The organism is Microbulbifer maximicatervae (SeqCode) (assembly GCF_052468295.1).
The window spans coordinates 557,610-579,195 of sequence record NZ_CP174340.1 but is presented as its reverse complement, the minus strand read 5'-3'; the positions used below and the strand labels follow the sequence as shown (position 1 = coordinate 579,195).

General features: G+C 48.7%; 19 protein-coding genes. 5 read left to right on the top strand and 14 right to left on the bottom strand.

The window, feature by feature from the left end; genetic code table 11:
* Nucleotides 1-4 precede the first annotated feature (4 nt).
* Nucleotides 5-553, top strand: coding sequence for a histidine phosphatase family protein (locus tag ACJJIQ_RS02955; protein ID WP_445363655.1), 549 nt, complete (start codon nucleotides 5-7; stop codon nucleotides 551-553).
* Between the two features lie 42 nt (nucleotides 554-595).
* Here ACJJIQ_RS02955 and pepN read toward each other — a convergent pair whose 3' ends face one another.
* Nucleotides 596-3,247 carry an aminopeptidase N gene (pepN, locus tag ACJJIQ_RS02950; RefSeq protein ID WP_445363654.1) on the bottom strand — a complete coding sequence of 884 codons (2,652 nt, stop codon included), beginning with the start codon at nucleotides 3,245-3,247 and terminating at the stop codon, nucleotides 596-598.
* 496 nt (nucleotides 3,248-3,743) lie between these two features.
* Between pepN and ACJJIQ_RS02945 the strand changes: the two genes are divergently transcribed.
* The 3 genes from ACJJIQ_RS02945 (at nucleotide 3,744) to ACJJIQ_RS02935 (ending at nucleotide 7,447) form a co-directional block, all read left to right on the top strand.
* Nucleotides 3,744-6,734 (top strand): intermembrane phospholipid transport protein YdbH family protein, encoded by a 2,991-nt coding sequence (locus ACJJIQ_RS02945; protein WP_445363653.1) that lies wholly within the window; start codon nucleotides 3,744-3,746, stop codon nucleotides 6,732-6,734.
* Between the two features lie 181 nt (nucleotides 6,735-6,915).
* Nucleotides 6,916-7,110: a YnbE family lipoprotein gene (locus tag ACJJIQ_RS02940; RefSeq protein WP_282931815.1), complete on the top strand. Its 195-nt coding sequence runs from the start codon at nucleotides 6,916-6,918 to the stop codon at nucleotides 7,108-7,110.
* A 10-nt stretch (nucleotides 7,111-7,120) separates the two neighbouring features.
* Entirely contained in the window at nucleotides 7,121-7,447 is a 327-nt protein-coding gene (locus tag ACJJIQ_RS02935; protein ID WP_282931814.1) for a YdbL family probable chaperone protein, read from the top strand.
* Between the two features lie 92 nt (nucleotides 7,448-7,539).
* Here the strand turns inward: ACJJIQ_RS02935 and rpoS are convergent, their stop codons facing one another.
* From rpoS to ACJJIQ_RS02870, 13 genes are all read right to left on the bottom strand, one after another.
* Nucleotides 7,540-8,586, bottom strand: a complete 1,047-nt coding sequence (gene rpoS / locus ACJJIQ_RS02930; RefSeq protein WP_413664895.1) for an RNA polymerase sigma factor RpoS — start codon at nucleotides 8,584-8,586, stop codon at nucleotides 7,540-7,542.
* A 199-nt stretch (nucleotides 8,587-8,785) separates the two neighbouring features.
* Complete coding sequence (locus ACJJIQ_RS02925; RefSeq protein ID WP_444915906.1) at nucleotides 8,786-9,547, bottom strand: peptidoglycan DD-metalloendopeptidase family protein; 762 nt, start codon at nucleotides 9,545-9,547, stop codon at nucleotides 8,786-8,788.
* 194 nt (nucleotides 9,548-9,741) lie between these two features.
* Nucleotides 9,742-10,704 carry a DUF368 domain-containing protein gene (locus ACJJIQ_RS02920; protein ID WP_444898139.1) on the bottom strand — a complete coding sequence of 321 codons (963 nt, stop codon included), beginning with the start codon at nucleotides 10,702-10,704 and terminating at the stop codon, nucleotides 9,742-9,744.
* Nucleotides 10,701-11,372: a protein-L-isoaspartate(D-aspartate) O-methyltransferase gene (locus ACJJIQ_RS02915; RefSeq protein WP_444898140.1), complete on the bottom strand. Its 672-nt coding sequence runs from the start codon at nucleotides 11,370-11,372 to the stop codon at nucleotides 10,701-10,703. The genes ACJJIQ_RS02920 and ACJJIQ_RS02915 overlap by 4 nt, the downstream gene beginning before the upstream one ends.
* A gap of 54 nt (nucleotides 11,373-11,426) precedes the next feature.
* Nucleotides 11,427-12,389, bottom strand: coding sequence for a tRNA pseudouridine(13) synthase TruD (gene truD, locus ACJJIQ_RS02910; protein WP_445363652.1), 963 nt, complete (start codon nucleotides 12,387-12,389; stop codon nucleotides 11,427-11,429).
* Complete coding sequence (gene ispF / locus ACJJIQ_RS02905; RefSeq protein WP_202862866.1) at nucleotides 12,382-12,867, bottom strand: 2-C-methyl-D-erythritol 2,4-cyclodiphosphate synthase; 486 nt, start codon at nucleotides 12,865-12,867, stop codon at nucleotides 12,382-12,384. Before ispF ends, truD begins: the two co-directional genes overlap by 8 nt.
* Nucleotides 12,867-13,586, bottom strand: coding sequence for a 2-C-methyl-D-erythritol 4-phosphate cytidylyltransferase (gene ispD / locus ACJJIQ_RS02900; protein WP_444898142.1), 720 nt, complete (start codon nucleotides 13,584-13,586; stop codon nucleotides 12,867-12,869). The genes ispF and ispD overlap by 1 nt, the downstream gene beginning before the upstream one ends.
* Nucleotides 13,583-13,870 carry a septum formation initiator family protein gene (locus tag ACJJIQ_RS02895; protein ID WP_282931806.1) on the bottom strand — a complete coding sequence of 96 codons (288 nt, stop codon included), beginning with the start codon at nucleotides 13,868-13,870 and terminating at the stop codon, nucleotides 13,583-13,585. The genes ispD and ACJJIQ_RS02895 overlap by 4 nt, the downstream gene beginning before the upstream one ends.
* A 95-nt stretch (nucleotides 13,871-13,965) precedes the next feature.
* Complete coding sequence (gene eno / locus ACJJIQ_RS02890; RefSeq protein ID WP_444898143.1) at nucleotides 13,966-15,252, bottom strand: phosphopyruvate hydratase; 1,287 nt, start codon at nucleotides 15,250-15,252, stop codon at nucleotides 13,966-13,968.
* 143 nt (nucleotides 15,253-15,395) lie between these two features.
* Nucleotides 15,396-16,241, bottom strand: a complete 846-nt coding sequence (gene kdsA / locus ACJJIQ_RS02885) for a 3-deoxy-8-phosphooctulonate synthase (RefSeq protein WP_444912445.1) — start codon at nucleotides 16,239-16,241, stop codon at nucleotides 15,396-15,398.
* A gap of 55 nt (nucleotides 16,242-16,296) precedes the next feature.
* Nucleotides 16,297-17,931 (bottom strand): CTP synthase, encoded by a 1,635-nt coding sequence (gene pyrG, locus ACJJIQ_RS02880; protein ID WP_252085084.1) that lies wholly within the window; start codon nucleotides 17,929-17,931, stop codon nucleotides 16,297-16,299.
* A gap of 125 nt (nucleotides 17,932-18,056) precedes the next feature.
* Nucleotides 18,057-19,367 carry a tRNA lysidine(34) synthetase TilS gene (tilS, locus tag ACJJIQ_RS02875; protein WP_445363651.1) on the bottom strand — a complete coding sequence of 437 codons (1,311 nt, stop codon included), beginning with the start codon at nucleotides 19,365-19,367 and terminating at the stop codon, nucleotides 18,057-18,059.
* 68 nt (nucleotides 19,368-19,435) lie between these two features.
* The gene (locus ACJJIQ_RS02870; protein WP_445363650.1) at nucleotides 19,436-20,665 is read right to left on the bottom strand and encodes an AraC family transcriptional regulator; all 1,230 of its coding nucleotides are present in this window, start codon (nucleotides 20,663-20,665) and stop codon (nucleotides 19,436-19,438) included.
* 317 nt (nucleotides 20,666-20,982) lie between these two features.
* On the opposite strand from ACJJIQ_RS02870, the gene ACJJIQ_RS02865 reads away from it, so the two are divergent.
* Complete coding sequence (locus ACJJIQ_RS02865; protein WP_444927121.1) at nucleotides 20,983-21,576, top strand: gluconate 2-dehydrogenase subunit 3 family protein; 594 nt, start codon at nucleotides 20,983-20,985, stop codon at nucleotides 21,574-21,576.
* Nucleotides 21,577-21,586 lie beyond the last annotated feature (10 nt).

The following is a 21,586-nucleotide window of genomic DNA, read 5'->3' as shown; positions in this document are numbered from 1 at the left end:
ATAGATGGCAAGAATTTTTTTAATCAGGCATGGAGAAGCAGCGAAAGGGGAGCACATCCCCGATCCAATACTCACAGACGAAGGTTACAAGCAGGCAGAAGAGCTAGCCCTAAAACTTTCCTCTCTCGAGAAAGTTCAATTAATAAGCAGCCCCAAACTCCGTGCACAGCAAACAGCAAAGCCCTTGGCCGAAGTTTGGGATATAGAGGTTGTAATTGAAAATGCAGTGACGGAAATACCTACACCAGAGGAAATACCCAAAGCTCAACGCCTAACCTGGTTACGAACATTACTTACTGGAGAGTGGGACCCCTGCGACAGAGAACAAAAAGGTTGGCGCGATGGCATAATCAGGTATTTGGAAAGTCTTTCAGAGGACACCTTTATCTTCTGCCATTTTATGGTCATCAATTCAGTTGTTGCACATATCCGAAACCACCAAAAAGTACAACAATTTAGGCCCGATTACACTTCAATCACTGAGCTAAAAAATGATGGAAACAAGCTACATTTAGTCCAGCTAGGCGAAGAAAAAGATAACAAAATTCTATAAGAAAATGGGGTATGTGCAGCATACCCCAAGCGGGCATTTATTTTAAATCAAGCTTTTGCTGACTACCTCAAACAAATCCTTAGATAGGTCTCCCGAATCAGCAATCCTTTGCAGGGCAACTTTCATCTTCTCACCCAGGCTACCAGAGTATTTTTTCCAACGTGTGATCGGTATAACCAGTCTTGCTGAAATTTGTGGATTTAGCTTGTCCAAGGCCAGAACCTGATCGGCAACAAACTCAAACCCGCTACCATCGCTCTTATGGAATTGCTTAAAATTACGATTAGCAAAACCACCTATTACAGACCTTACTTTATTGGGGTTTTTCATTTCAAAAGCAGGGTGATCCATAAGTGCACGAATATTTTCCAATGTACCGCGCTTGGGACTACAACTCTGCTGACTCAGCCATAGCTCTACGACTTGAGTATCGGTTTTCCAGCGCTCATAAAATTGCTCAATCAACCCCCTGGCTCGATCTTCCGGTGCATGATTAATAATAACAGCGAGAGCCGCCGCACTATCTGTCATATTACTAGCGCTCTCAAACTGAACCTGGGCTATATTTAACGCCTCCTCAGTTTCTGTTATGCACATATAGGATAAACAGGTATTTTTAAGTCGTCTTTGCGCAATATCTAACGCATTCGGTCTATAGGGCTTAGTCGTATTCAATTCTAGATAGCGCGTGCGAAATTCATCAAATAATTCACCTGCAATTACCTTCCTTACAAATTCCCTCGCAACAATTATTGCTTCCGCATCAATAGATGATGACTCTTCAGCGATAAACTGCTCGCTGGGCAACTGCAAGATCTCTGCAACCAGCGCTAGATCGAGATCAACATCCTGTAAAACCTCTTTATAAGCACTAATTAAACTTGGTTGTACCTGTAGTTCCTCACCTTTACGAAAAGCCACCTGAAGCTCACACAAAGCATTTAATGCTAGGCGCTGACTTGCATCCCAGCGGTTAAACGTGTCCTTATCCTTCCTCATTAAAAATTGAAGCTGCTCATTACTATAGTTGTACCTTATTTTTACTGGAGCGGAGAAGCCTCGTAGCAATGAGGGTAAAGGCTTCTCCGCAAGTCCGGAAAACTCAAAAGATTGCTCATCTTCTGTTAACTGTAAAACAGTTTCAGTATCACCCTGCTCATTGAGTACAAGCTCTGCGCCATCAGCCCCCAGCAATCCAATTCTTATTGGTAAGTGGAAAGGTAACTTCTCTTCCTGACCTGGCGATGAAGGGCAAGACTGGCGAATAGTTAGACTATAAGTGCCATCAGTTTCATTAAAGCTATCTGTCACATCAAGTATCGGCGTGCCTGCTTGGCTGTACCAGTTGCGGAATTGCTTCAGTTCAACCTTGTTAGCATCTTCCATCGCCTTGACGAAATCTTCACAGGTTACCGCGCAACCATCGTGCTGCTGAAAGTACAAGTCACTTCCTTTGCGGAACCCTTCTGCACCTAAGAGTGTATGAATCATCCGTACAACTTCCGCACCCTTTTCATAAATTGTCAGAGTGTAAAAGTTTGAAATTTCTATATAAGAATCTGGCCTGATAGGATGGGCCATAGGGCCGGCATCTTCAGCAAACTGGGTAGTACGCAAAAGGGATACATCTTCAATACGCTTAACCGCTCGGGAATTAAGATCAGCGGAGAACTCCGCATCACGAAATACGGTAAAACCTTCCTTCAGACTCAACTGAAACCAATCCCGGCAAGTAACCCGATTGCCGGACCAGTTGTGAAAATACTCATGTCCTACAATAGACTCAATCCGCTGAAAAGCTGAATCCGTTGCTGTTTCTGGGCTAGCGAGCACACAGGCCGAATTGAAAATATTCAATCCTTTGTTTTCCATAGCCCCCATATTGAAATGATCAACAGCAACAATCATAAAGATGTCTAGGTCATATTCCTTTCCGTAAGTTTCCTCATCCCAACGCATCGCATTTTTAAGTGAGCGCATAGCATGATCACACTTCCCAATATTTTTCGCTTCCGTAAAGATCTGTAACTTAACCTTTCTACCAGAGGCTGTTGTGAAGCTATCTTCCACATGCTCCAAGTCCCCGCCTACCAACGCAAATAAGTAAGCCGGCTTGGCGAATGGATCTTCCCAAGTTACAAACTGACGACCATCTTCATATCTACCCCTTTCAACTTCATTGCCATTTGAAAGTAGTACTGGGTGGTCCATCGGCGCGACGATGGTGGTGGTAAATTTGGACATAACATCCGGCCGGTCAGGATAGAAAGTTATTTTTCTAAACCCTTCAGCTTCGCATTGGGTGCAATACATACCATTAGAGAGATATAATCCCTCTAGAGATGTGTTTTCCTCCGGATTTATCCGATTGCGGATTTCCAGCAGAAATTCTGGTTTCTCTACAGGGATAGACAGGCCCTCAGGTAGAACCTGATAATCAGATTTAGACAACAAAACTCCATCCAAAGAAACCGAAAGTAATTCCAGCTCGACACCATCCAGCACTAAAGGCGGCAGCCCTGCACCCGCTTGCGGATTTCTGCGAATATTCAAACGAGATTTGACCAAAGTTGCCTTGGGTTCCAGCTCAAAATGTAAATCAGTAGCATCCACCAGGTAATCTGGTACTTGATAGTCTTTCAGGTAAATGGTCTTTGGCTGGCTATCTTTCATTATTGAAACACCTTCAGTCATTCTATGCCCTTCCGGGGCAGTATGAATTCGATTAATTGGACCAACAATATCGTTACCCGGGCTAATACTATTTATCACCCAAGTTAAAAACCGGACTATAGCTTCCCAGCGCGATTGGTGCCACGCATAGATAAGTTAGATTACTGCTTGCCCTTGCAGCCTTGCCCACAGCCACTCTTGGCACATCTGCCTCCACAAGCACAGAGGTAACATCGACGGAGAAGGCAAAAACTATCAGTGCACCACCTTAAATAAATTAACGCTATATAATAGTGGTCGATTATATACCCATATAGAGCACTTACTGTCTGCCCTACCCCACAGCACAGTAGATACTGACCAACATGGTGAGAAATTGCAGCCAGTATAATTATCCAATCTGGTAAACTCGTCATAAGGTAGAAGTAAGGAAATAAAGTACTCCTACTTCGCCCTTTCGTAACGAATAATAGATTTAAGTTTGAGCTAATCTCTTGCGGGAATTCCGAGGTTCAGTGTGCGTAAACTCCGTATCTCCATCATAACTCTATCTTGTTTTTTAGCTGCCCTCATAGCAGCTAGCTGGTGGAAAAAGGATATCGTTGCCTCTCAGCTAATCAATATTTTCTCAGGAGAGGTAGTTATTCAGGAGCTGACAGGACTACGACTGGGTTTTAAAGAAGTTTCTATCCAGGAAGTTCGCCTAAAGTCCAGTGTAAATAGTATTATCCTCCTCGAGGGAGTAAAAATTGTCTATCCTTTCCATATTATTTATGACCGAGATAACACTCAAAAAATTGAACTATCAATAGAAAAGCTAACCAGGAGCATGGAAGCTGAAGATATCGTTACCAAAGCCCATATCGACGAGCAGCTCCCGGAAAATAATGTCAAGACAAATAATACATTATCGTTAAGTACCCTAAGCCAAAGTCTAACCCGCTTTTTGCCAGGCAAGATATCTGTTAAGCAAATAGTACTCGATAGCCAATTGATTGGCGGTCCACTAAATATAGCTCGCGACAACACAAAAATTCATGCCGAGACTCCCCTTAAACACCCCCAGTTTGGCGAGCTTAATTTATATTTTGAGGCTTATTTAGGTTTGTCAGAAATCAAACTAAAACCCAGAATACTAACTAACAACTCAAAGATTCTGTCTGAAGCTGATATAACTATTGCTAAACTAGAAACTGACACATGGGTTTTAAACAGTGAACTTGTATCAGAGCTGGAATCTATAGCCCCACTGATAGAGATATTTGAACCTAAAGCTAGCTCCACAACTAAGCCGACAGTATCAGGCAAAATTATAGCTACCACCGCGATTAGCTTGCCAGACAATCTGCTATCCATTTCAAGCTACCGAGAAATTGACATTCAACTTAATGGCAATGATCTAAAGGCCACAATCCCATACGCTCAACCAAACTCCAATATAGAAGCCAAATTATCTATAAGCAATCCAATAAAAATAACACTTGAATCACTATTTCCGTTTAAACCTCGACATATCAAGGGGAGTGGCGAGCTTGATATAGCTTTAGGTACTGATAAAAACACCAATACCCCGCTATTAAGTGCGGACTTTAGCTCGAGCACATCGGCGACATCTCCCGAATTAGATATCGAAGGTACTTTTCATCTAACAAGTGCAAATACTATAGTTAATTCCCCCCTATATCTCAGACACTTGCCAGCACTACCTATTGATAGTGTTAATGGAGATGTGACATTTAAGGGTAAACTTCAACTAAGTTCGCTTAACAATATTAACTCTCCAGAAGTAAATAGCTTTCAATTAGAATTGATACCAAACCAAACTATTCAATTGGATATTTCAGCTTCCACTTCAGGAAAAAACTCTCCTTTAATTACTACTGGATTACATCAGAGCAAGATACAGGCAAGCATTAAAGATCTTATCTCCATTACAGGTGACCTGACCAATCCCAACCAAAGAGATATTAAGATCGAACAAGGATCTCTAACTGCAACGATACAAGGCTCCAATGGGGACTCGACAGTACAGTTAACCGCTAGCGACATACAATGTCACTTCTCTGATATCAGTGCCTGTAACTTTGAGCTGAAGACAAAAGTATCCCAACTTTATGAGCGGGCCAGAGAATTAGCAGTTACCAATCTAAGTTCAACGGCCAAGGCAAAGATTGAAAGCAATCTTAAAGGTCAAAAATTCACTCTAGAGAACATTAAAGTATCTGGAGAAAAAATAACAACCAAAACATTGGAGGCTGACAGAGTAAACTTAGATATACCAACAGTACACTGCGAAGTAACAGAACCTACAATCTGTACTCTCCCAGAAATAAGCAGTCAGTTTGGAATTATCAACACCGAGCAATTTTCCCTTTCTGGAGACCTCAATTTTCTTGATAGTATTGTTACCATCAAAAATGGTGCTACAGCGCTGGACAGTGAATTTAATAGTAACAATTTAGAGATTGAGACACCGGAAAAGTACAAGGTTAACTCTTCAGCCAAAGGCAAGCTATCCCTGCAACACAATAAGCTAACAAGTCATAGTCAAATTAAAGCAGGTGCAATTAAAATTGATTTAAGCGGCTCTTACGACTTATCAAAATCCTCAGGTGGAGTTGAATTTTCCGTTCCTGAAGTGACCTTTAGTACGGATCGCTCTCTAAACGATACGATCCAGGGCCTTCCCCTCAATATCGTCTCGGGCAGACTTTCTGCCGGTGGTTCTGTGTCTTTGCCCTCCCAGTCCAAAGATAGTATCCATGTTTTATTGGACGATATTGCAGCAACCTATAAAGATAGTTTTGCCACCGGAATCAGTGGAGATCTAAAAGTAGAAAACGAAGATGGCCACTGGATCACACCTACACCATACCCACTATCGATAGAATCTATTAACGCGGGCTTACCAGTGAAAAATATCCAGTTATCACTGCAACTGGACAAACAGAAAGATATTACATTGCATAATTTTTCTGCTGATTTTTTGCAAGGCAAGGTTACTTCATCAGCCCTTATTTGGAATCTCGCTGAAGAGACTCGAAAAAGCATTGTACATGCACAAGGTATTTCTCTAAAGGCTTTAGCTCAGGAGACGGACTCAGAGAACTTTGAGGCCAGCGGGCTAATTAATTTGGAAATCCCCATTGTAACGGGACCTGAGGGTATCACTGTGGAAGCCGGCCACCTTCAGGGTGAAGCTCCAGGCGGACGCTTACGCTACTACGGAGCCTTTTCTCCGCAGATGCTGGCAAGCAACCCCCAACTTAAGCTGATAGCCAATGCACTGGAAGATTATGAGTTTCAAACACTGGAAGGCAGCATAGACTATCCAGCCAGCGGAGATCTCCAACTACAGCTAAAGCTGGTTGGTCGAAGTGAGGCTATCGATTCTGATCGAGACCTGGTGATCAACCTGAACCTTGAAAACAATATCCCAGATATGCTGCGCTCATTGCAAGCCAGTCGTGATTTGACTGAAACCCTGGAAAAGCAGCTGGACCAATAGGTCAGGAGTGAAGTAGCCTTTATTGGTATGTACAAGCCTGCTTGGTTCATCACCGGTTAAGGTTGACTCAATAAAATACTTGGGTCTGCCGGCATCCAACTCACCTGCTGAACCAGGCAGGTAACACGGGCTAGGTACAAAAAGTAAAAGGGTACCAAAGAGGTACTGTGAGGAGTGTCAGATGAAAGCCAGCCGACTGATTCCTATGGGGCTGCTATACGCTATGGTTGCTACAGGGTGTACACCCACTGTAGCGGTCAAGGCTCCCAGTGAGCCAATTACAGTAAACCTGAATGTGAAAATTGAGCATGAAATTCGGGTCAAGGTCGACAAGGACCTGGACAACCTGTTTGAAGACAAGGAAGGGATTTTCTAAGGAGGCAAATATGAAGACATTAATGAAAGCCTTTTTGGCACTGAGCTTATTAATCGCCCTGCCTGCAATGGCAATTTCCCTGAATGAAGCCAAAAGTAAGGGCCTGGTTGGTGAAGCCAATAGCGGATACATCGCTATCGTAGATGCCAGCTCACCAGAACTGGAAAAACTGGTCAAAGAAGTGAATGCCAAGCGAAAAGCTGCTTACGCTCGAATCGCTGAACGCAATAAAATTGATATAGCCCAAGTGGCAACACGCGCCGCTGAAAAGTTGGAAGCCCGCTTGTCACCCGGAGAATACTACCAGGACAACCTGGGACGCTGGGTAAGGAAGTAACTCATAGCCCGAAGACTTCAGCTCAGTAAGAAGAGATGATAAAAAACCCCACAGCCAGAAACTGGCAGTGGGGTATTATCAAGGAGTAGAGGCTACAAATTGCCAAATAGTGAATGCCCGTCGAGCCCCTGCTTCTCCATAACCTCTCTTAAACGTTTCAGTGCATCCACCTGTATCTGCCTGACCCGCTCCCTGGTGAGACCGATTTCACGCCCTACTTCTTCCAGGGTGCTCGCTTCAAAACCGCGCAAACCAAACCGCCTAGAGACCACTTCACACTGCTTGTCAGGTAACTCTCCCAACCAGCGGTTGATGCTGTCAAAAAGGTCCCTGTCCTGTAAAAGCTCTGCTGGGTCAGATTCCTGCTGATCGGGGATGGTATCTACCAAGGTCTTCTCAGAAGAGGGCCCAATGGGAGTATCTACAGAAGTAACCCGCTCATTGAGCCCCAGCATACGCTCGACATCTTCGACTGGCTTCTCAAGGAGGGTGGCAATTTCTTCTGCAGATGGCTCGTGATCCAGCTTTTGCGCCAACTCTCGAGATGCACGCAAGTACACGTTTAACTCTTTCACGACATGGATGGGCAGGCGTATGGTCCGGGTCTGATTCATTATGGCCCGTTCTATCGTCTGACGTATCCACCAGGTGGCGTAAGTGGAAAAGCGAAAACCTCTCTCTGGATCAAACTTCTCAACTGCTCGAATCAGGCCCAGATTGCCTTCCTCAATAAGGTCCAGCAGTGCCAAACCTCGGCTAACGTAGCGGCGAGCAATCTTTACAACAAGGCGAAGATTGCTCTCGATCATTCGTTTTCTTGCCGCAGCATCTCCACGCAAAGCCTTGCGCGCGTAATACACCTCTTCTTCTGCGGTCAATAGGGGGGAGAATCCAATTTCATTGAGATAGAGTTGAGTAGCGTCGAGATTTTTCTGCAAATGGCCATCGCCATCCAATCTACAAACTCTACTTTTCTCTGCCTGGGAGGGTGCGGAACTCTTTTTAGCCGCAGATTTCCGCGTGCGACTAACACCTGCTTCAGTTGAACCTAATTTCTGCTCATCATTTTCAACGTCTAACTCAGGAGGAAAGTCTTCTGCCTGGCCAGCCATAGACTGGTCTTGCCGTTGTGCTTCCATTTCCCCTGCTCCTTGTACTTTGCCAATTTCAGCCGCACAACACACTCGGACATTGATAACACAACTATCAATGCCGCAGGTATGTGGCGACAGCCACTGAATCGGCTGACCCTGGGATGGCCACGATTACAGTGACTACCTCAAGTGGTACTAGTTAAAAGTCCATTTTTATTTGCAGAGCTTTACTGCGGCCGTGAACTTACGGTAAGTAGGCAAGAGGGTCTACTGGCTGACCGTTTTTGCGAATCTCAAAGTGGAGCTTGTTGCGGTCGGTACCACTCGAACCCAGTTCCGCTATCCTTTGCCCCGCCTTTACCCTGCTGCCCTCCTTTACGAGCAACCGGTGATTGTGTGCATAGGCACTGAGGTAAACCTCGTTGTGCTTGACGATCAGCAGCTTTCCATAACCTCTCAAGGCGCTTCCTGCGTAGATCACGGTGCCATCAGCCGCTGCCAGTACAGACTCACCCTTTTCACCCGCGATATCAACTCCCTTACGCAATGGGTCCCCAGAGCGGAAGTGACTAATCACTTTCCCCTTGGCGGGCCAGCGCCAGTTGACCGATCCGCTCCGGCGAGATGCTGTTGATTGGCGCTTTGGGCTTGGTGTTAAAGATTTTTTAGCAGTGGTCGTTTGTGTTGTTTTCGGTTTAGCTTTTGCGACTGGCACTTTTTGCTTCTTTTGCGTGCTGGCAGTGCTCTTGGTTGGCACTGAACCCGTCAGCCTGATTCTCTGCCCAGGATATATTTGATAAGGGGAGCGGATACCATTTATCGCCGCCAATTGGCGAAAATCCTTGCCGTAACGCCAGGCTATCGAATAGAGGGTATCTCCTTTACCAACTGTGTGGTGGGTAATTTTGATACTCGGGGGCTGGCGTAGGGAGCTTGAGGGGGCTTTGTGGCTGGAACAGGAGGAAACGGCCTGCAGCAGAACCAGCAAGCCTAATATTTTAAACACCCCCCACAAACAATGACCGATTTTAGGGAGTTTGTTCCGCCAACATCGGCGCTCAAGAGGTTGCAAAAGATGACATTCCATTATTCTCTTTTTACATCAGACCACGGCATTTATGGAAAAAGTGTCTAAAGAAAAGCTCCAAAAATCTCTGGAAAAGTTTGATAAAACGCTGCCATACCGAGATTTTCCAGATCTTATTGCGGAGTGGCGCAAGACTTCTCTCTGTGCACCTTGCCAAAGAAGTCTACAGCGAGAACTAAGAGCGCTGCCACTAGAGCCGCAACAATTGCGCCCCCCAAATGAGCACTGTCGCCGGTTTGCTCGACATAAGTTAGCGGAGAAGTGTTGGATAGCAAAGGGGCCAATTTGCTTGATGCTTCGATTTCCCCAGGCATAGGCAGTTTCCAGGGCCAAATAATCTTCAAACTACCCAACAAAACCCCGGCAAGAAATGCCAATGTCCTGGCTACATATTTGTGCATCAGCCAAGACAACAACCGACTGAAGAGCATCAGACCTATTGCCGCTCCTGCCGCAAAGCACAATAGGTTTGAAATTTGGAGTTCATGAACTGCAGCTAAAACCTTGGGGTATATCCCGATTAATAACAGCAGGAAAGCGCCGGAAATTCCCGGCAGTGCCATCGCACATATTGCCAAAGCACCTGATAAAAATAGTGTAAGTGGAGTTGCCGGTATCTCCGAAGGCCGCATCTCGCTCACTGTTACTGCAAGCGCAATACCCAGTACGAGAAAAACCAAAACAGATGGCGACCACCGGGGGATATTTCTCACAATGGGAACAATAGAAGCGATAACCAAACCGAAAAAGAAAGACCACACAACAATTGGATAATTTTGCAGTAAGCCACTAATCAGGTGGGCCAAGCTAAAAACGCTCAACAATACCCCAAGGAAAAGAGAGAGCAGAAAGCTCCCATTAATATAGCGCCAAGTGGATAGAAACCCCTCCTTCCGCCATACTGTAATACAATGCGGGCCTATTCGACTGAGGGAGTCCAAAAGCTCCTGGTAGATGCCGGTAATAAAGGCAATAGTTCCCCCGGAAACACCGGGTACCACATCGGCAGCCCCCATTGCCATTCCCCGCAGAAGTACTCCGGGGTAGCGACTTTTTAGAACCTCAGTAAATCTCATCGAACCACGCCACCGAGTAAAGGCACGAAACGTACCGCTTCCAACTTTTCCACATCAAACTTATTACTATCCTCACGACGAGTCACCATCGTCAGGTATTGCTGCTCAGCCCCCACCGGAATTACCAAAACCCCATTGGGAGCCAGCTGTTCTCGCAGCTCATCGGGAATCATTGCAGGTGCTGCTGCAGCCAGGATTGCATCGTAAGGACCCTCGTCTTTCCAACCAAAGCCCCCATTGCTGAGCTTGTACTCTACATTGCTATAACCCAGCTCCCCCAACCGATGGCGAGCGGTTTCCAATAGAGGTTCGACACGCTCGACGGAATAAAGTTGTTCGACCAAGCGAGCAAGAATGGCCGTTTGGTAGCCAGAGCCCGTACCCACTTCCAGAACTCGGTGTAGAGACTTGGCTCTACTCAGTAGGAGTTCAGTCATACGGGCGACAATGTATGGCTGGGAAATAGTTTGGCCATACCCTATGGGCAAAGCAGTATCTTCGTAAGCCCGAATAGCCAGGGCTTCATCCAGAAAGAGGTGTCGAGGAGTGGACGCCATTACATCCAGCACCTCCTCGTTGGATATCCCCTCTTCCCGCAATCGCTGGATCAAGCGATTACGGGTTCGCTGGGAAGTCATCCCCAGACCTTCTTGTCTCAAGCGATCCATATTCTTTTCTTGTCCATGATTTGTGCAACAGTGCCAGTCACCTAAATACAAATTTTATGTGCACTGTTTAACATTGACCAGCTGAGCTATCTCCCGTAGCAAAGCCGTAGCAAAAGTACCCGGTGGCAAGGCAAATTCGACGATTAAATGATCACCTTCCCACTCATAGCGAAACGCCTCCGGGGATAAAATCATGGCCCGGCGCTCCTGGCTAAGACCGCAGTGCTCCAGCCAGTTGCACCAAGGCTGCCACGGAGACAACACTTGCTCTTCCAACAGCCCCAGGGCATCCGTTGACAGATTTCTGCCACGCCCCCAAAGAGGCCCAGTTGGGTAATCTTCAGGTTCTCCAACGAGAGGGCTCTGCCAGGTTCCGGTGTTGATTCGTTCAGCCAAAACCTGGTTGAACAGCCAGCTTCGGGCAGCAGACATGGCGAAGGCCTTTTCGCTTTTGCGGCAGCGACCGTCCTCTTCAGCTAAGTTTTTTGCCAGGCTAAGGTTATTGCCATCAATCCCAAAGCGCTGCTCACCGAAGTAATTGGGCACCCCTTTGGGAATCAGCTGAAGTACTTCTTCTGCTTTGTCCCGATCACCTTCTACATTTCGCAGCCGAATCTTGAAGCGATTCCCCATATGCTCGCCACGACGCAACTTGCGTGGCCCCCGGAAGGCCTGGAGCAATGAAATCTCATCGCTGTTAATTTGCGACCAGTCTGCTTCTGGCTTTTGTCCGAGCCATACACTGAACCATTGAGTGGTAACAGCATGTCGGTCTTTCAAGCCATAAAAGCTGACATCCCGGCTTTGCACCCCGGCTAACTTCGCCAATTCCTTGGCAACCCAAGCGGTATTTGCCCCGCGCTTTTTAACCTGTAAGTAAACATGCTCACCATCTTTATCAGCCGGTGGCATAGCCAATTCATCGACAATAAAATCTTCTGGTTCTGTGCGAAAATCACCAGAAATTACCGCACCCCCAAGCGCTCGGGGCCAATCCAGGTTCCAAACTTCAGACATCTTTGCGCTCTAATAAAACAGTAGCTTGCGCGGCGATACCCTCACCGCGACCAGTAAATCCAAGCTTTTCTGTAGTGGTTGCTTTGACACTGATCGCATCGCAATCAACACCACAGTCAGCGGCAATATTGACTCGCATTCCATCGATATGCGGAGCCATTTTGGGGGCCTGGGCAATCAACGTCATATCCGCATTAACCAGGCGATACCCTTTACTATCGATTAATCCAACAACATGTCGAAGCAGGTTTCTACTATCCGCTCCGGCAAATTGTTCATCGTTATCGGGAAAGTGTTTACCGATATCTCCCAGGGCCAGAGCACCCAGTAAGGCATCCGATAGGGCGTGCAGTAAAACATCCCCATCAGAATGAGCTACCAAACCATACCCATAGGGGATTTGTACTCCTCCGAGCACTACATGATCACCTGGGCCAAATGCGTGCACATCAAAGCCCTGGCCTATTCGAAAACTCACTATCGCTTATCCTCGGTCGGGGAGTAGCGCAGACGTAAAATAGTTTCTGCAATTATGATATCGGCGGGGTGCGTCACTTTAATATTGTCACTTTCACCCGCAACCAATTGCGGTGAATGGCCAAAAAACTCCAGTGCACTGGCTTCATCGGTTACAGCAACCCCTTGTTCCAGGGCTTTACCAAGGCATGAGTGCAGAGTACTGAGAGGGGCCCGCTGTGGGGTTTGCGCCAACCAAATACTTTCGCGGTCAACCGTTTCTTCCACACAGGCTACACCGCCAGTCATATGACTGCGCTTTAATGTGTCGCTTGCGGGGCGCGCCAAAAGTGCCATCGGTGAGACTTCGTCACTGAGTAAAGCGCAAATATCGCGCTCAGACACACAGGGTCGTGCAGCATCGTGGACTAAAACCGGAGTATCGCCGCTTTCTCGCTCCGCCAGGAAATCCAGGGCGGACTGAACAGAGTCTGCTCTCTCAGCTCCACCAATGACGGTGTGTACCAAGGGGTGGTTTGCTTCTTTCAGGTGAGGGAAGTAGGTATCCTGCTCCGATAGCGATACTACAACGCCAGCCAAACCTGGCCACCCAAGAATATTTTTTAAAGTCAGGGATAGCAGTGGTCGCCCGAGCAATGGCAGGTACTGTTTCGGGCGATCAGCCCCCATACGTTTGCCAACGCCGGCAGCGGGTACAATGACCCAATAATCCTTAATCAATTTTCAGCCTCTTCCTTATCCAGGAAGATAAACAGTGTTTCCCCTTCCTTGATCAGTCCCAGGTCATAACGGGCTTTCGCTTCCACACCATCAGTGCCAACTTTCAAACTGCGGACTTCCCTAAACAGTTGACGGTTTTCCCGCACCAGCGCGATATTTTTTTCTTGCTGTTGGGCTAATTGACGCTTGAGACGGGTAACTTCGGCGAGACTACCTTCACCAACCCAAAGTCGGTACTGGGTGGCGAGGAGCATAATGGTGAGTATTGCCAGCAGCCATTTCATACGAGATTACGATATTTCGCTTGTTCGTATTTATAGTACTACAAAGAGGGGCTAGCCCCTCTTTGTAGTACTTGCACGCTAATTCAAATAATGGATTACTTGAATTCAGCGCGGCCGCGATAAGGAGCGGAGCCATTCAGCTCAGCTTCGATGCGCAACAGACGGTTGTACTTGGCTACGCGGTCTGAACGGCAAAGGGAACCGGTCTTGATTTGACCAGCAGCAGTCGCAACCGCCAGATCCGCAATAGTAGTATCTTCGGTCTCACCGGAGCGGTGGGAGATCACAGCGGTGTAGCCCGCATCTTTAGCCATTTTGATCGCATCCAGAGTCTCGGACAGGGAGCCGATCTGGTTGAACTTGATCAAGATAGAGTTACCGACACCTTTCTCGATACCTTCCTTCAGGATCTTGGTGTTGGTTACGAACAGGTCGTCGCCTACCAGCTGTACTTTTTCACCAATTTTATCGGTGAGTACTTTCCAACCGTCCCAATCACTCTCGTCCATACCGTCTTCGATAGACAGGATCGGATAGTTGGCGGACAGATCGGCCAGGTAGCTGGCAAAACCTTCGCTATCGAACTGCTTGCCTTCGCCAGCCAGATCGTACTTGCCATCTTTGTAGAACTCGGAAGAAGCGCAGTCCAGAGCCAGGGTAATGTCATCACCCAGGGTGTAACCGGCCTTCTCTACCGCTTCAGCAATCACTTTCAGCGCTGCTTCGTTGGAAGGCAGGTTCGGAGCAAAGCCTCCTTCATCGCCAACTGCAGTGTTCAGGCTGTTGCTGGACAGTACTTTCTTTAGGGAGTGGAAGATCTCAGCACCTTGGCGCAGAGCTTCGGCAAAAGATTCAGCCTTAACGGGCTGAACCATAAATTCCTGAATATCCACATTGTTGTCAGCGTGTTCGCCGCCATTGAGGATATTCATCATCGGTACCGGCATGGAGTACTCGCCCGGGGTGCCGTTTACCTCAGCAATGTGCTGGTACAAGGGGATTTTTTTGGAAGCGGCAGCTGCTTTAGCGGCAGCCAGGGAAACCGCCAAAATAGCGTTGGCGCCGAAGTTCGCCTTATTTTCAGTGCCGTCGGCATCAATCATCGCCTTGTCCAGGGCGCGCTGATCAGTAGCATCCATACCCTTGAGCAGGTCGGCGATAGTAGTGTTGATATTTTCAACCGCTTTCAGGACACCCTTGCCCAAGTAACGGCTTTTATCGCCATCGCGAAGTTCCAGCGCTTCACGGGAGCCTGTGGAGGCACCGGAGGGGGCGCAGGCGGAGCCAATAGAACCATCCTCCAGGATTACATCGGCTTCAACGGTAGGGTTACCGCGAGAATCCATTACTTCAAAGGCTTTAACAGCGACAATCTTGCTCATTTACAATGGGCTCCGTATTGGTACTTACTGAAAATAGGTTTTCGTAAATCAGACTTTACGCACTTTTTGCTACAGCACTCAGGCTAAATAGCAGAGGGGAAAGTGCCGCGCGCCCAATCAGGGCGCGCAAAAATATTTCTTTTTTATTTCGTATCCAGCGGCTCAAAACCTTTAATCAGGTCATCTACCGCTTTCATCTGCGCCAGGAATGGCTCCAGCTTTTCCAGTGGCAATGCACTGGGGCCATCACACAATGCTTTGTCTGGACTCGGGTGTGCTTCCAGGAACAGGCCGGCAATACCGATAGCCAGACCTGCGCGGCCCAGCTCAGTGACCTGTGCACGGCGACCACCAGAAGCTGCACCGGAAGGATCGCGCATTTGCAGTGAGTGGGTGACGTCAAAAATCAGCGGGGCACCGCCGGAGGCGTTGATCATGGTGCTAAAGCCCAGCATATCGACAACCAGGTTATCGTAGCCAAAGCAGGCACCGCGCTCACACAAAAGAATATTTTCGTTGCCACACTCAGCGAATTTCTCCACCACATTTTTAACTTGCGGCGGGCTCATAAACTGGGGCTTTTTGACGTTGATCACTGCACCAGTCGCTGCCATAGCCGCGACCAGATCAGTTTGGCGGGCCAGGAAGGCCGGCAGCTGGATAATATCCACGACTTCGGCAACCGGAGCAGCCTGGTGTACTTCGTGGACATCGGTAATCAAGGGAACCTTAAAGGTATCTTTGATTTCCTGAAAAATCTTCAGGCCTTCTTCCATTCCCGGTCCGCGATAGGAATTGATGGAAGAGCGATTGGCCTTGTCAAAAGACGCTTTAAAAACATAGGGAATACCCAGTTTTTCAGTGACTTTTACATAGTGCTCAGCCACCTGCATCGCCAGGTCGCGGGATTCCAGTACATTCATACCGCCAAACAGCGCAAAGGGCTTATCGTTGGCGACCTGAATATTTCCGACTTCAATTGTTTTCACTGTCAGCTCCCTGTCATCTCACCCCCAGTCACAGAGACCGGGGGCGGATTACTGATTAACCCTGGTTTTCACGCTGCTTCATTGCGGCGGCAACAAAGCTTTCGAACAGCGGATGGCCGTCGCGCGGGGTTGAAGTAAATTCCGGGTGGAACTGGCAAGCAACGAACCAGGGATGGTTCGGCAATTCAACCATTTCTACCAGGGTATCGTCTGCAGACCAGCCGCCAATTTTCAAACCAGCTTGCTGCAGGCGATCAACGTAGTTGTTGTTCACTTCGTAGCGGTGGCGGTGGCGTTCTACAATGACGTCTGCGCCGTAGATATCGCGAGCCTTGGTGTCTTTAGCCAAACGACACTCCTGGCCACCCAAGCGCATGGTGCCACCCAGGTCGGACTGCTCGTCGCGCTTCTCGATATTGCCTTCGCTATCGATCCACTCTGTGATCAGGCCGATAACAGGGTGCGGGGTTTTAGTATTGAATTCAGTACTGTTGGCACCTTCGAGGCCGAGCACATTGCGCGCGAACTCGATAACCACAGACTGTAAACCGAGGCAGATGCCCAGGTAAGGAATATTGTTTTCACGAGCGTAGCGAACAGATTCAAGCTTGCCCTCTAAACCGCGCTCACCAAACCCACCTGGAACCAGGATTGCATCGGCATCCTTGATCAGGTCAATGCCGTTCTCACCCTCAACGTCTTCAGCGTTGATAAAGTCGATATCCACTTTGCAGCGATGCTTGATACCCGCATGGGTCAGGGACTCGATCAGGGACTTATAGGCATCCAGCAACTCCATGTATTTGCCAACCATGGCAATTTTCACTTCGTGCTGCGGGTTCAGCTTGCCATCGACCACTTCGTCCCACTCGGAAAGGTCTGGTGCCTGGCATTCCAGCTGCAGTTTTTCCACAACGATATCGTCGAGGCCGTAACTGTGCAGAAGACGCGGTACGCCGTAGATGGTCTTGGCATCGGGCAGCGGTACAACAGCGCGCTCTTCCACATTGGTGAACAGTGCGATCTTGCGGCGGGAGTCCTCATCGATCTCGCGCTCGGAACGGCACAGCAGAATATCCGGCTGCAAGCCGATAGAACGCAACTCTTTAACAGAGTGCTGGGTCGGCTTGGTCTTGGTTTCACCAGCAGTGGCAAGGAAAGGCACATAGCTCAGGTGGATCAACAGGGCGCGATTGGTGCCCATTTCCACACGCAGCTGACGCACAGATTCCAGGAACGGTTGGGATTCGATATCACCTACGGTGCCACCGATTTCAACAATTGCGACATCGACATCGCGGCCACCTTCTACAACGCGGCGCTTGATCTCGTCGGTAATATGGGGGATCACCTGTACGGTGCCACCCAAGTAGTCACCACGGCGCTCTTTGCGCAGTACGGTTTCGTACACGCGGCCGGTGGTGAAGTTGTTACGCTTGGACATCCGGGTACGGATAAAGCGTTCGTAGTGACCCAGGTCCAGGTCAGTCTCGGCACCATCCTCGGTGACATACACCTCGCCGTGCTGGAAGGGACTCATGGTACCCGGGTCTACGTTGATGTAGGGGTCCAGTTTGAGGATGGTAACCTTGAGGCCACGGGCCTCGAGAATGGCGGCCAAAGAGGCGGAGGCGATACCTTTCCCCAACGAGGAAACCACGCCACCAGTTACAAAAATATAGCGCGTCATGCAAAACCTTGGTCAGTTGAGCGCTCGATGAATGTCGAGCTTACAGGGCTGGCCCGGGCGGATAATCCAGCTTCTCCCGGTGCCTTTTAGACGGGGCGCCAGGGTAGCAGAAACCCCCTTAACACTCAATCGAAAAACCGCCAGCCGGGTGGTTCATCCGGGATGGCGCAGCCTGCTTTGCATGAAAAGAGCCCCGCGACAGCCACCAGATCATCCCCCAAAAATACCAATGGGACACGATCCCTGAGCCAGGGCTCAAGGGCCCACTCCTGCAAGAGCTTCTTAAGCGTTTGTGACCTGGAGCGATTTACCGGGTGCGCACGCTCCCCCCCCCTGCGATAACACACTCTATAGTCGTCCACTGGCCAATCCGAAGAGGGCCGAAGAATGCCACCCGCTGGCAGAGCCAGATTAGAGCGGCCATCCCAGTGCCAACCTTTATCGGAGTTATTGGCAATTGGCGCCAGCTCAGGGGTCAGGTAAAGGCGATTCCGAAAACGCCGCACCACTTGCCCACCCAAATTAACTTCAAGCTGTGCATCCTCTGCCGCATGAGTCACCTGGGAAAGCGCCTGATTTAATAGGGCCGACTCTGGCGGCTGCCCCCCTTGGCGCAACACCCAATGCCGCACAAGGTTTTTACGGCGCCCCTCGCTAAGGCTGAAGAAGCGAGGCAGGGCCAGACTTTCGCCAAATCGCTCCACCTTTAAATCAGCCTCCTCCAGGTCTGCAAGTGCCAACTCAGACAGCAAGTCCGCAGACTCCCTCAGGTTCTCCGCTGCCCGAGCGATCTGGCGACTCACTCCCCAACGCTGGTTGAGCAGTGGCACAACTCGATGCCGCAAAAAATTACGCTCCAGGGCCTCATCCGCATTGCTGTCATCTTCAATCCAGCTCAATCCGTGAGCCTCAGCCCACTGCTCTAGCTCTTTTCGCCCCGCCCTGAGTAGAGGGCGCAGTAAGTACTTATTATCTCCGATAGTTCGACTCTCGGACATACTGGCCAATCCCAACACGCCCGCGCCCCGCATTAAGCGCAGCAGGAAAGTCTCAGCTTGGTCATCCGCGTGGTGACCGAGCAGAATTTGATCACCTTCGGACATCACCTGATTGAAGGCCGCATATCTCGCCCGGCGAGCCCCCTGCTCCAATCCGCCATCTTTGTAATCAACAGCAACCTGGATGGCTGTAAAGGGTACCGCCAGATTTTCAGCAAACTCTTTACAGTGAGCCAGCCAAATGTCCGCATTTGTATTTAGGCCATGGTGAATATGAAGCGCACGCACGGGAACCTGGCAAGTTACCAGAAGGTGCAGGAGAACAGTGGAGTCCAGACCACCAGAAAACCCCACCCACAACTGGCCGCTGGCAGGGTGGGACTTTAGTAATCCCTTTATCAGAGTTGGGAGTTTTTCTGGGGGGGCTACGGGTTTCACAAGGGGTCGAGCCAGAATCAAATTTTCAAAAGTATACCGCCAAACCCAGCAAAGGCGGCTAGAGCCCTTTAGCTGGGCTCTATAGTACCCTTCTCACTGCCAGCCCTGGCTTCGCAATTAAGCCGGCGGTACTCGGTCGGCGTCATACCCACCATTTTCTTAAAAAAGGAGTTAAATGTAGCCTTGGTGTTAAAGCCCGAGGACAACATTACCTCCATCACGGTGAGCCCCGCATTTTGCGGCTCCCGCAACATCCGTCTTGCCTCATCTATACGGTAACGGTTTACAAACTCGAAGAAGTTGCATTGAAAATGACGATTAATAGTCTGTGAAAGCAACCTGCGTGATACCTGTAACTGCCCGGACAGCTGCTCTAGTGTAAGGGCTGGAACCAAGTAAGGCTTTTCTTCCCGCATATAATTTTCAATTTGGGCTGCCAACTCCAGATCAATCTCAGGCTCCCCATTAGCATCCTGTTCCTGGTCAGAACTTACATCTTCCCCGGACTTCTCCACTTTATGCCCATCGCCCTCAAACATTGAGGAGTAACTGAGACTAAAGAAGATCATGGCGCTAACCAAAACAAATACGGCGTAGTTACTAAACAGCCCCATCGCTCCAATATCCAACTGGAGCTGCCACTCCTGCGCCAGCCCAACCGCCAGGTTAATCATCAGAGCCCAAATACGAACCAGCAAGAAGCCCCAGATCAACACCAGCAGCCAAGTCAGGTCAATTTTCTCAATACTGGAATGATTATCTCGAATCTGCCTGCGGCATCGACGCACCTCAAAAAGACACAAAACACCGAAAAGTACCCGAAGCGATTCACGAGCCAATCCCAACAAGTGATCGAACACTGAGCCAGTTGTTAAATTCTCCCCACGCAGCATGGCTGTCTTGGTTTCGCTATCAAATTGCCAGTAGGAGAAATATTCAAACACGACTGCCAGTAAAAAAGGCAGCAGGTACCAAAGGTCCCGCCTGGAAATCCTAAACCCCTCGCGAGTTAAGGAGCGGGTATACCAAAGTAACAGGGGACCTTCTAACCAGTAGGCTGCGCCAAATACAAAAAACAAGTTCGGGGAGGTCTCAATGGACCAACTGCGGAAACCCTCACCAAAATTAATCAGGATATCCAGGGGAATAGCGGCTTGCGAGAACAGAAATAGCGCCAACAAGGTATTGCTGAAACGCCGCTCACGACGAATCACTAACAACAACAGTGCAAAAAGAGCGCACTGATAACTGGTCATTATCAGAACAATATCGTGGAAATTGAATAGTAAAGCGTCCATTGATACTCAAATAGCCCTTCTACCTTCTTGAAAGGTCTAGACATTCCTGCGAAGTCGCGCCTTGATTGTGAACCGCTCTGCATGCCAGAGGTATCACGGAGTTATTCTGAGGCTCCCTAGAAAGATATTACCACTAAACCACCATCGACCCGTCCAAATGAGGGGTAAAGCTTTAGGTAATACCTGAATTTGTACGTCCAGATTTGGGTATTACCACAAATCAAGACGACGAGCTTGAGCCCCGAAGACAAAATCTCCCTACCAGTATCGATTCACCAGAAAAGAACTAACTCTTCAAGCAACAAGGGGAGACCGGGATGATAAACCGTCGGAAATTTATTCAAGGACTGGCCACTGTGGGCGGGACCTCTCTGGCCCTAACCTGCACAGAGCAGCAAGCTCTTGCGGCAGCAGATAATTTTTTCAAATCGCGAAGAACTGACGCCTACCGGGCACGGCTTTTCTCTATTGAACAACTCACCACCCTGCACAAAATCTGCTCCCACCTGATACCCGCAACGGATACTCCCGGCGCAGCTGAAACAGAGTGCCATTTATTTGTCGATCACTATTTAACCGACTGCATAGAAGAGCAGACCCAGCTAAAAACCAAAAAGCTCTTACATGAGTTGGATGAGCGTGCCACCACCCGGTATGGACACCCCTTTATTCATCTTGCCCCAGAACAATCGGTTGCTCTACTCGAATCACTCGATACCGGAATAGCCCCCTTTAACCCAGACTTACAGCAAGATTTCAGGAATCTTAAATTCCTGGTGTGCCTTGGCTACTACACCAGCTTTACCGGAGCCACCCGTGAGCTTGCTTACCAAGCAATTCCCGGTGGATTCAAAGGTTCAGTTCCATTGGATCAAACCGGGAAGGCCTGGGGTTCACTGCCACGTATTTAAAGGAAAGCAC

Bases quoted from the DNA above. Each gene is read 5' to 3' on its own strand.
- truD (WP_445363652.1), bottom strand. From the start codon at position 12,389: ATGTCTGAAGTTTGGAACCTGGATTGGCCCCGAGCGCTTGGGGGTGCG.
- rpoS (WP_413664895.1), bottom strand. From the start codon at position 8,586: ATGGAAGCACAACGGCAAGACCAGTCTATGGCTGGCCAGGCAGAAGAC.
- ACJJIQ_RS02895 (WP_282931806.1), bottom strand. From the start codon at position 13,870: ATGAAATGGCTGCTGGCAATACTCACCATTATGCTCCTCGCCACCCAG.
- ACJJIQ_RS02870 (WP_445363650.1), bottom strand. From the start codon at position 20,665: ATGGACGCTTTACTATTCAATTTCCACGATATTGTTCTGATAATGACC.
- ACJJIQ_RS02940 (WP_282931815.1), top strand. From the start codon at position 6,916: ATGAAAGCCAGCCGACTGATTCCTATGGGGCTGCTATACGCTATGGTT.
- ACJJIQ_RS02915 (WP_444898140.1), bottom strand. From the start codon at position 11,372: ATGGATCGCTTGAGACAAGAAGGTCTGGGGATGACTTCCCAGCGAACC.
- ACJJIQ_RS02935 (WP_282931814.1), top strand. From the start codon at position 7,121: ATGAAGACATTAATGAAAGCCTTTTTGGCACTGAGCTTATTAATCGCC.
- ACJJIQ_RS02865 (WP_444927121.1), top strand. From the start codon at position 20,983: ATGATAAACCGTCGGAAATTTATTCAAGGACTGGCCACTGTGGGCGGG.
- ACJJIQ_RS02955 (WP_445363655.1), top strand. From the start codon at position 5: ATGGCAAGAATTTTTTTAATCAGGCATGGAGAAGCAGCGAAAGGGGAG.
- pyrG (WP_252085084.1), bottom strand. From the start codon at position 17,931: ATGACGCGCTATATTTTTGTAACTGGTGGCGTGGTTTCCTCGTTGGGG.
- ACJJIQ_RS02920 (WP_444898139.1), bottom strand. From the start codon at position 10,704: ATGAGATTTACTGAGGTTCTAAAAAGTCGCTACCCCGGAGTACTTCTG.
- pepN (WP_445363654.1), bottom strand. From the start codon at position 3,247: ATGACTGAAGGTGTTTCAATAATGAAAGATAGCCAGCCAAAGACCATT.
- eno (WP_444898143.1), bottom strand. From the start codon at position 15,252: ATGAGCAAGATTGTCGCTGTTAAAGCCTTTGAAGTAATGGATTCTCGC.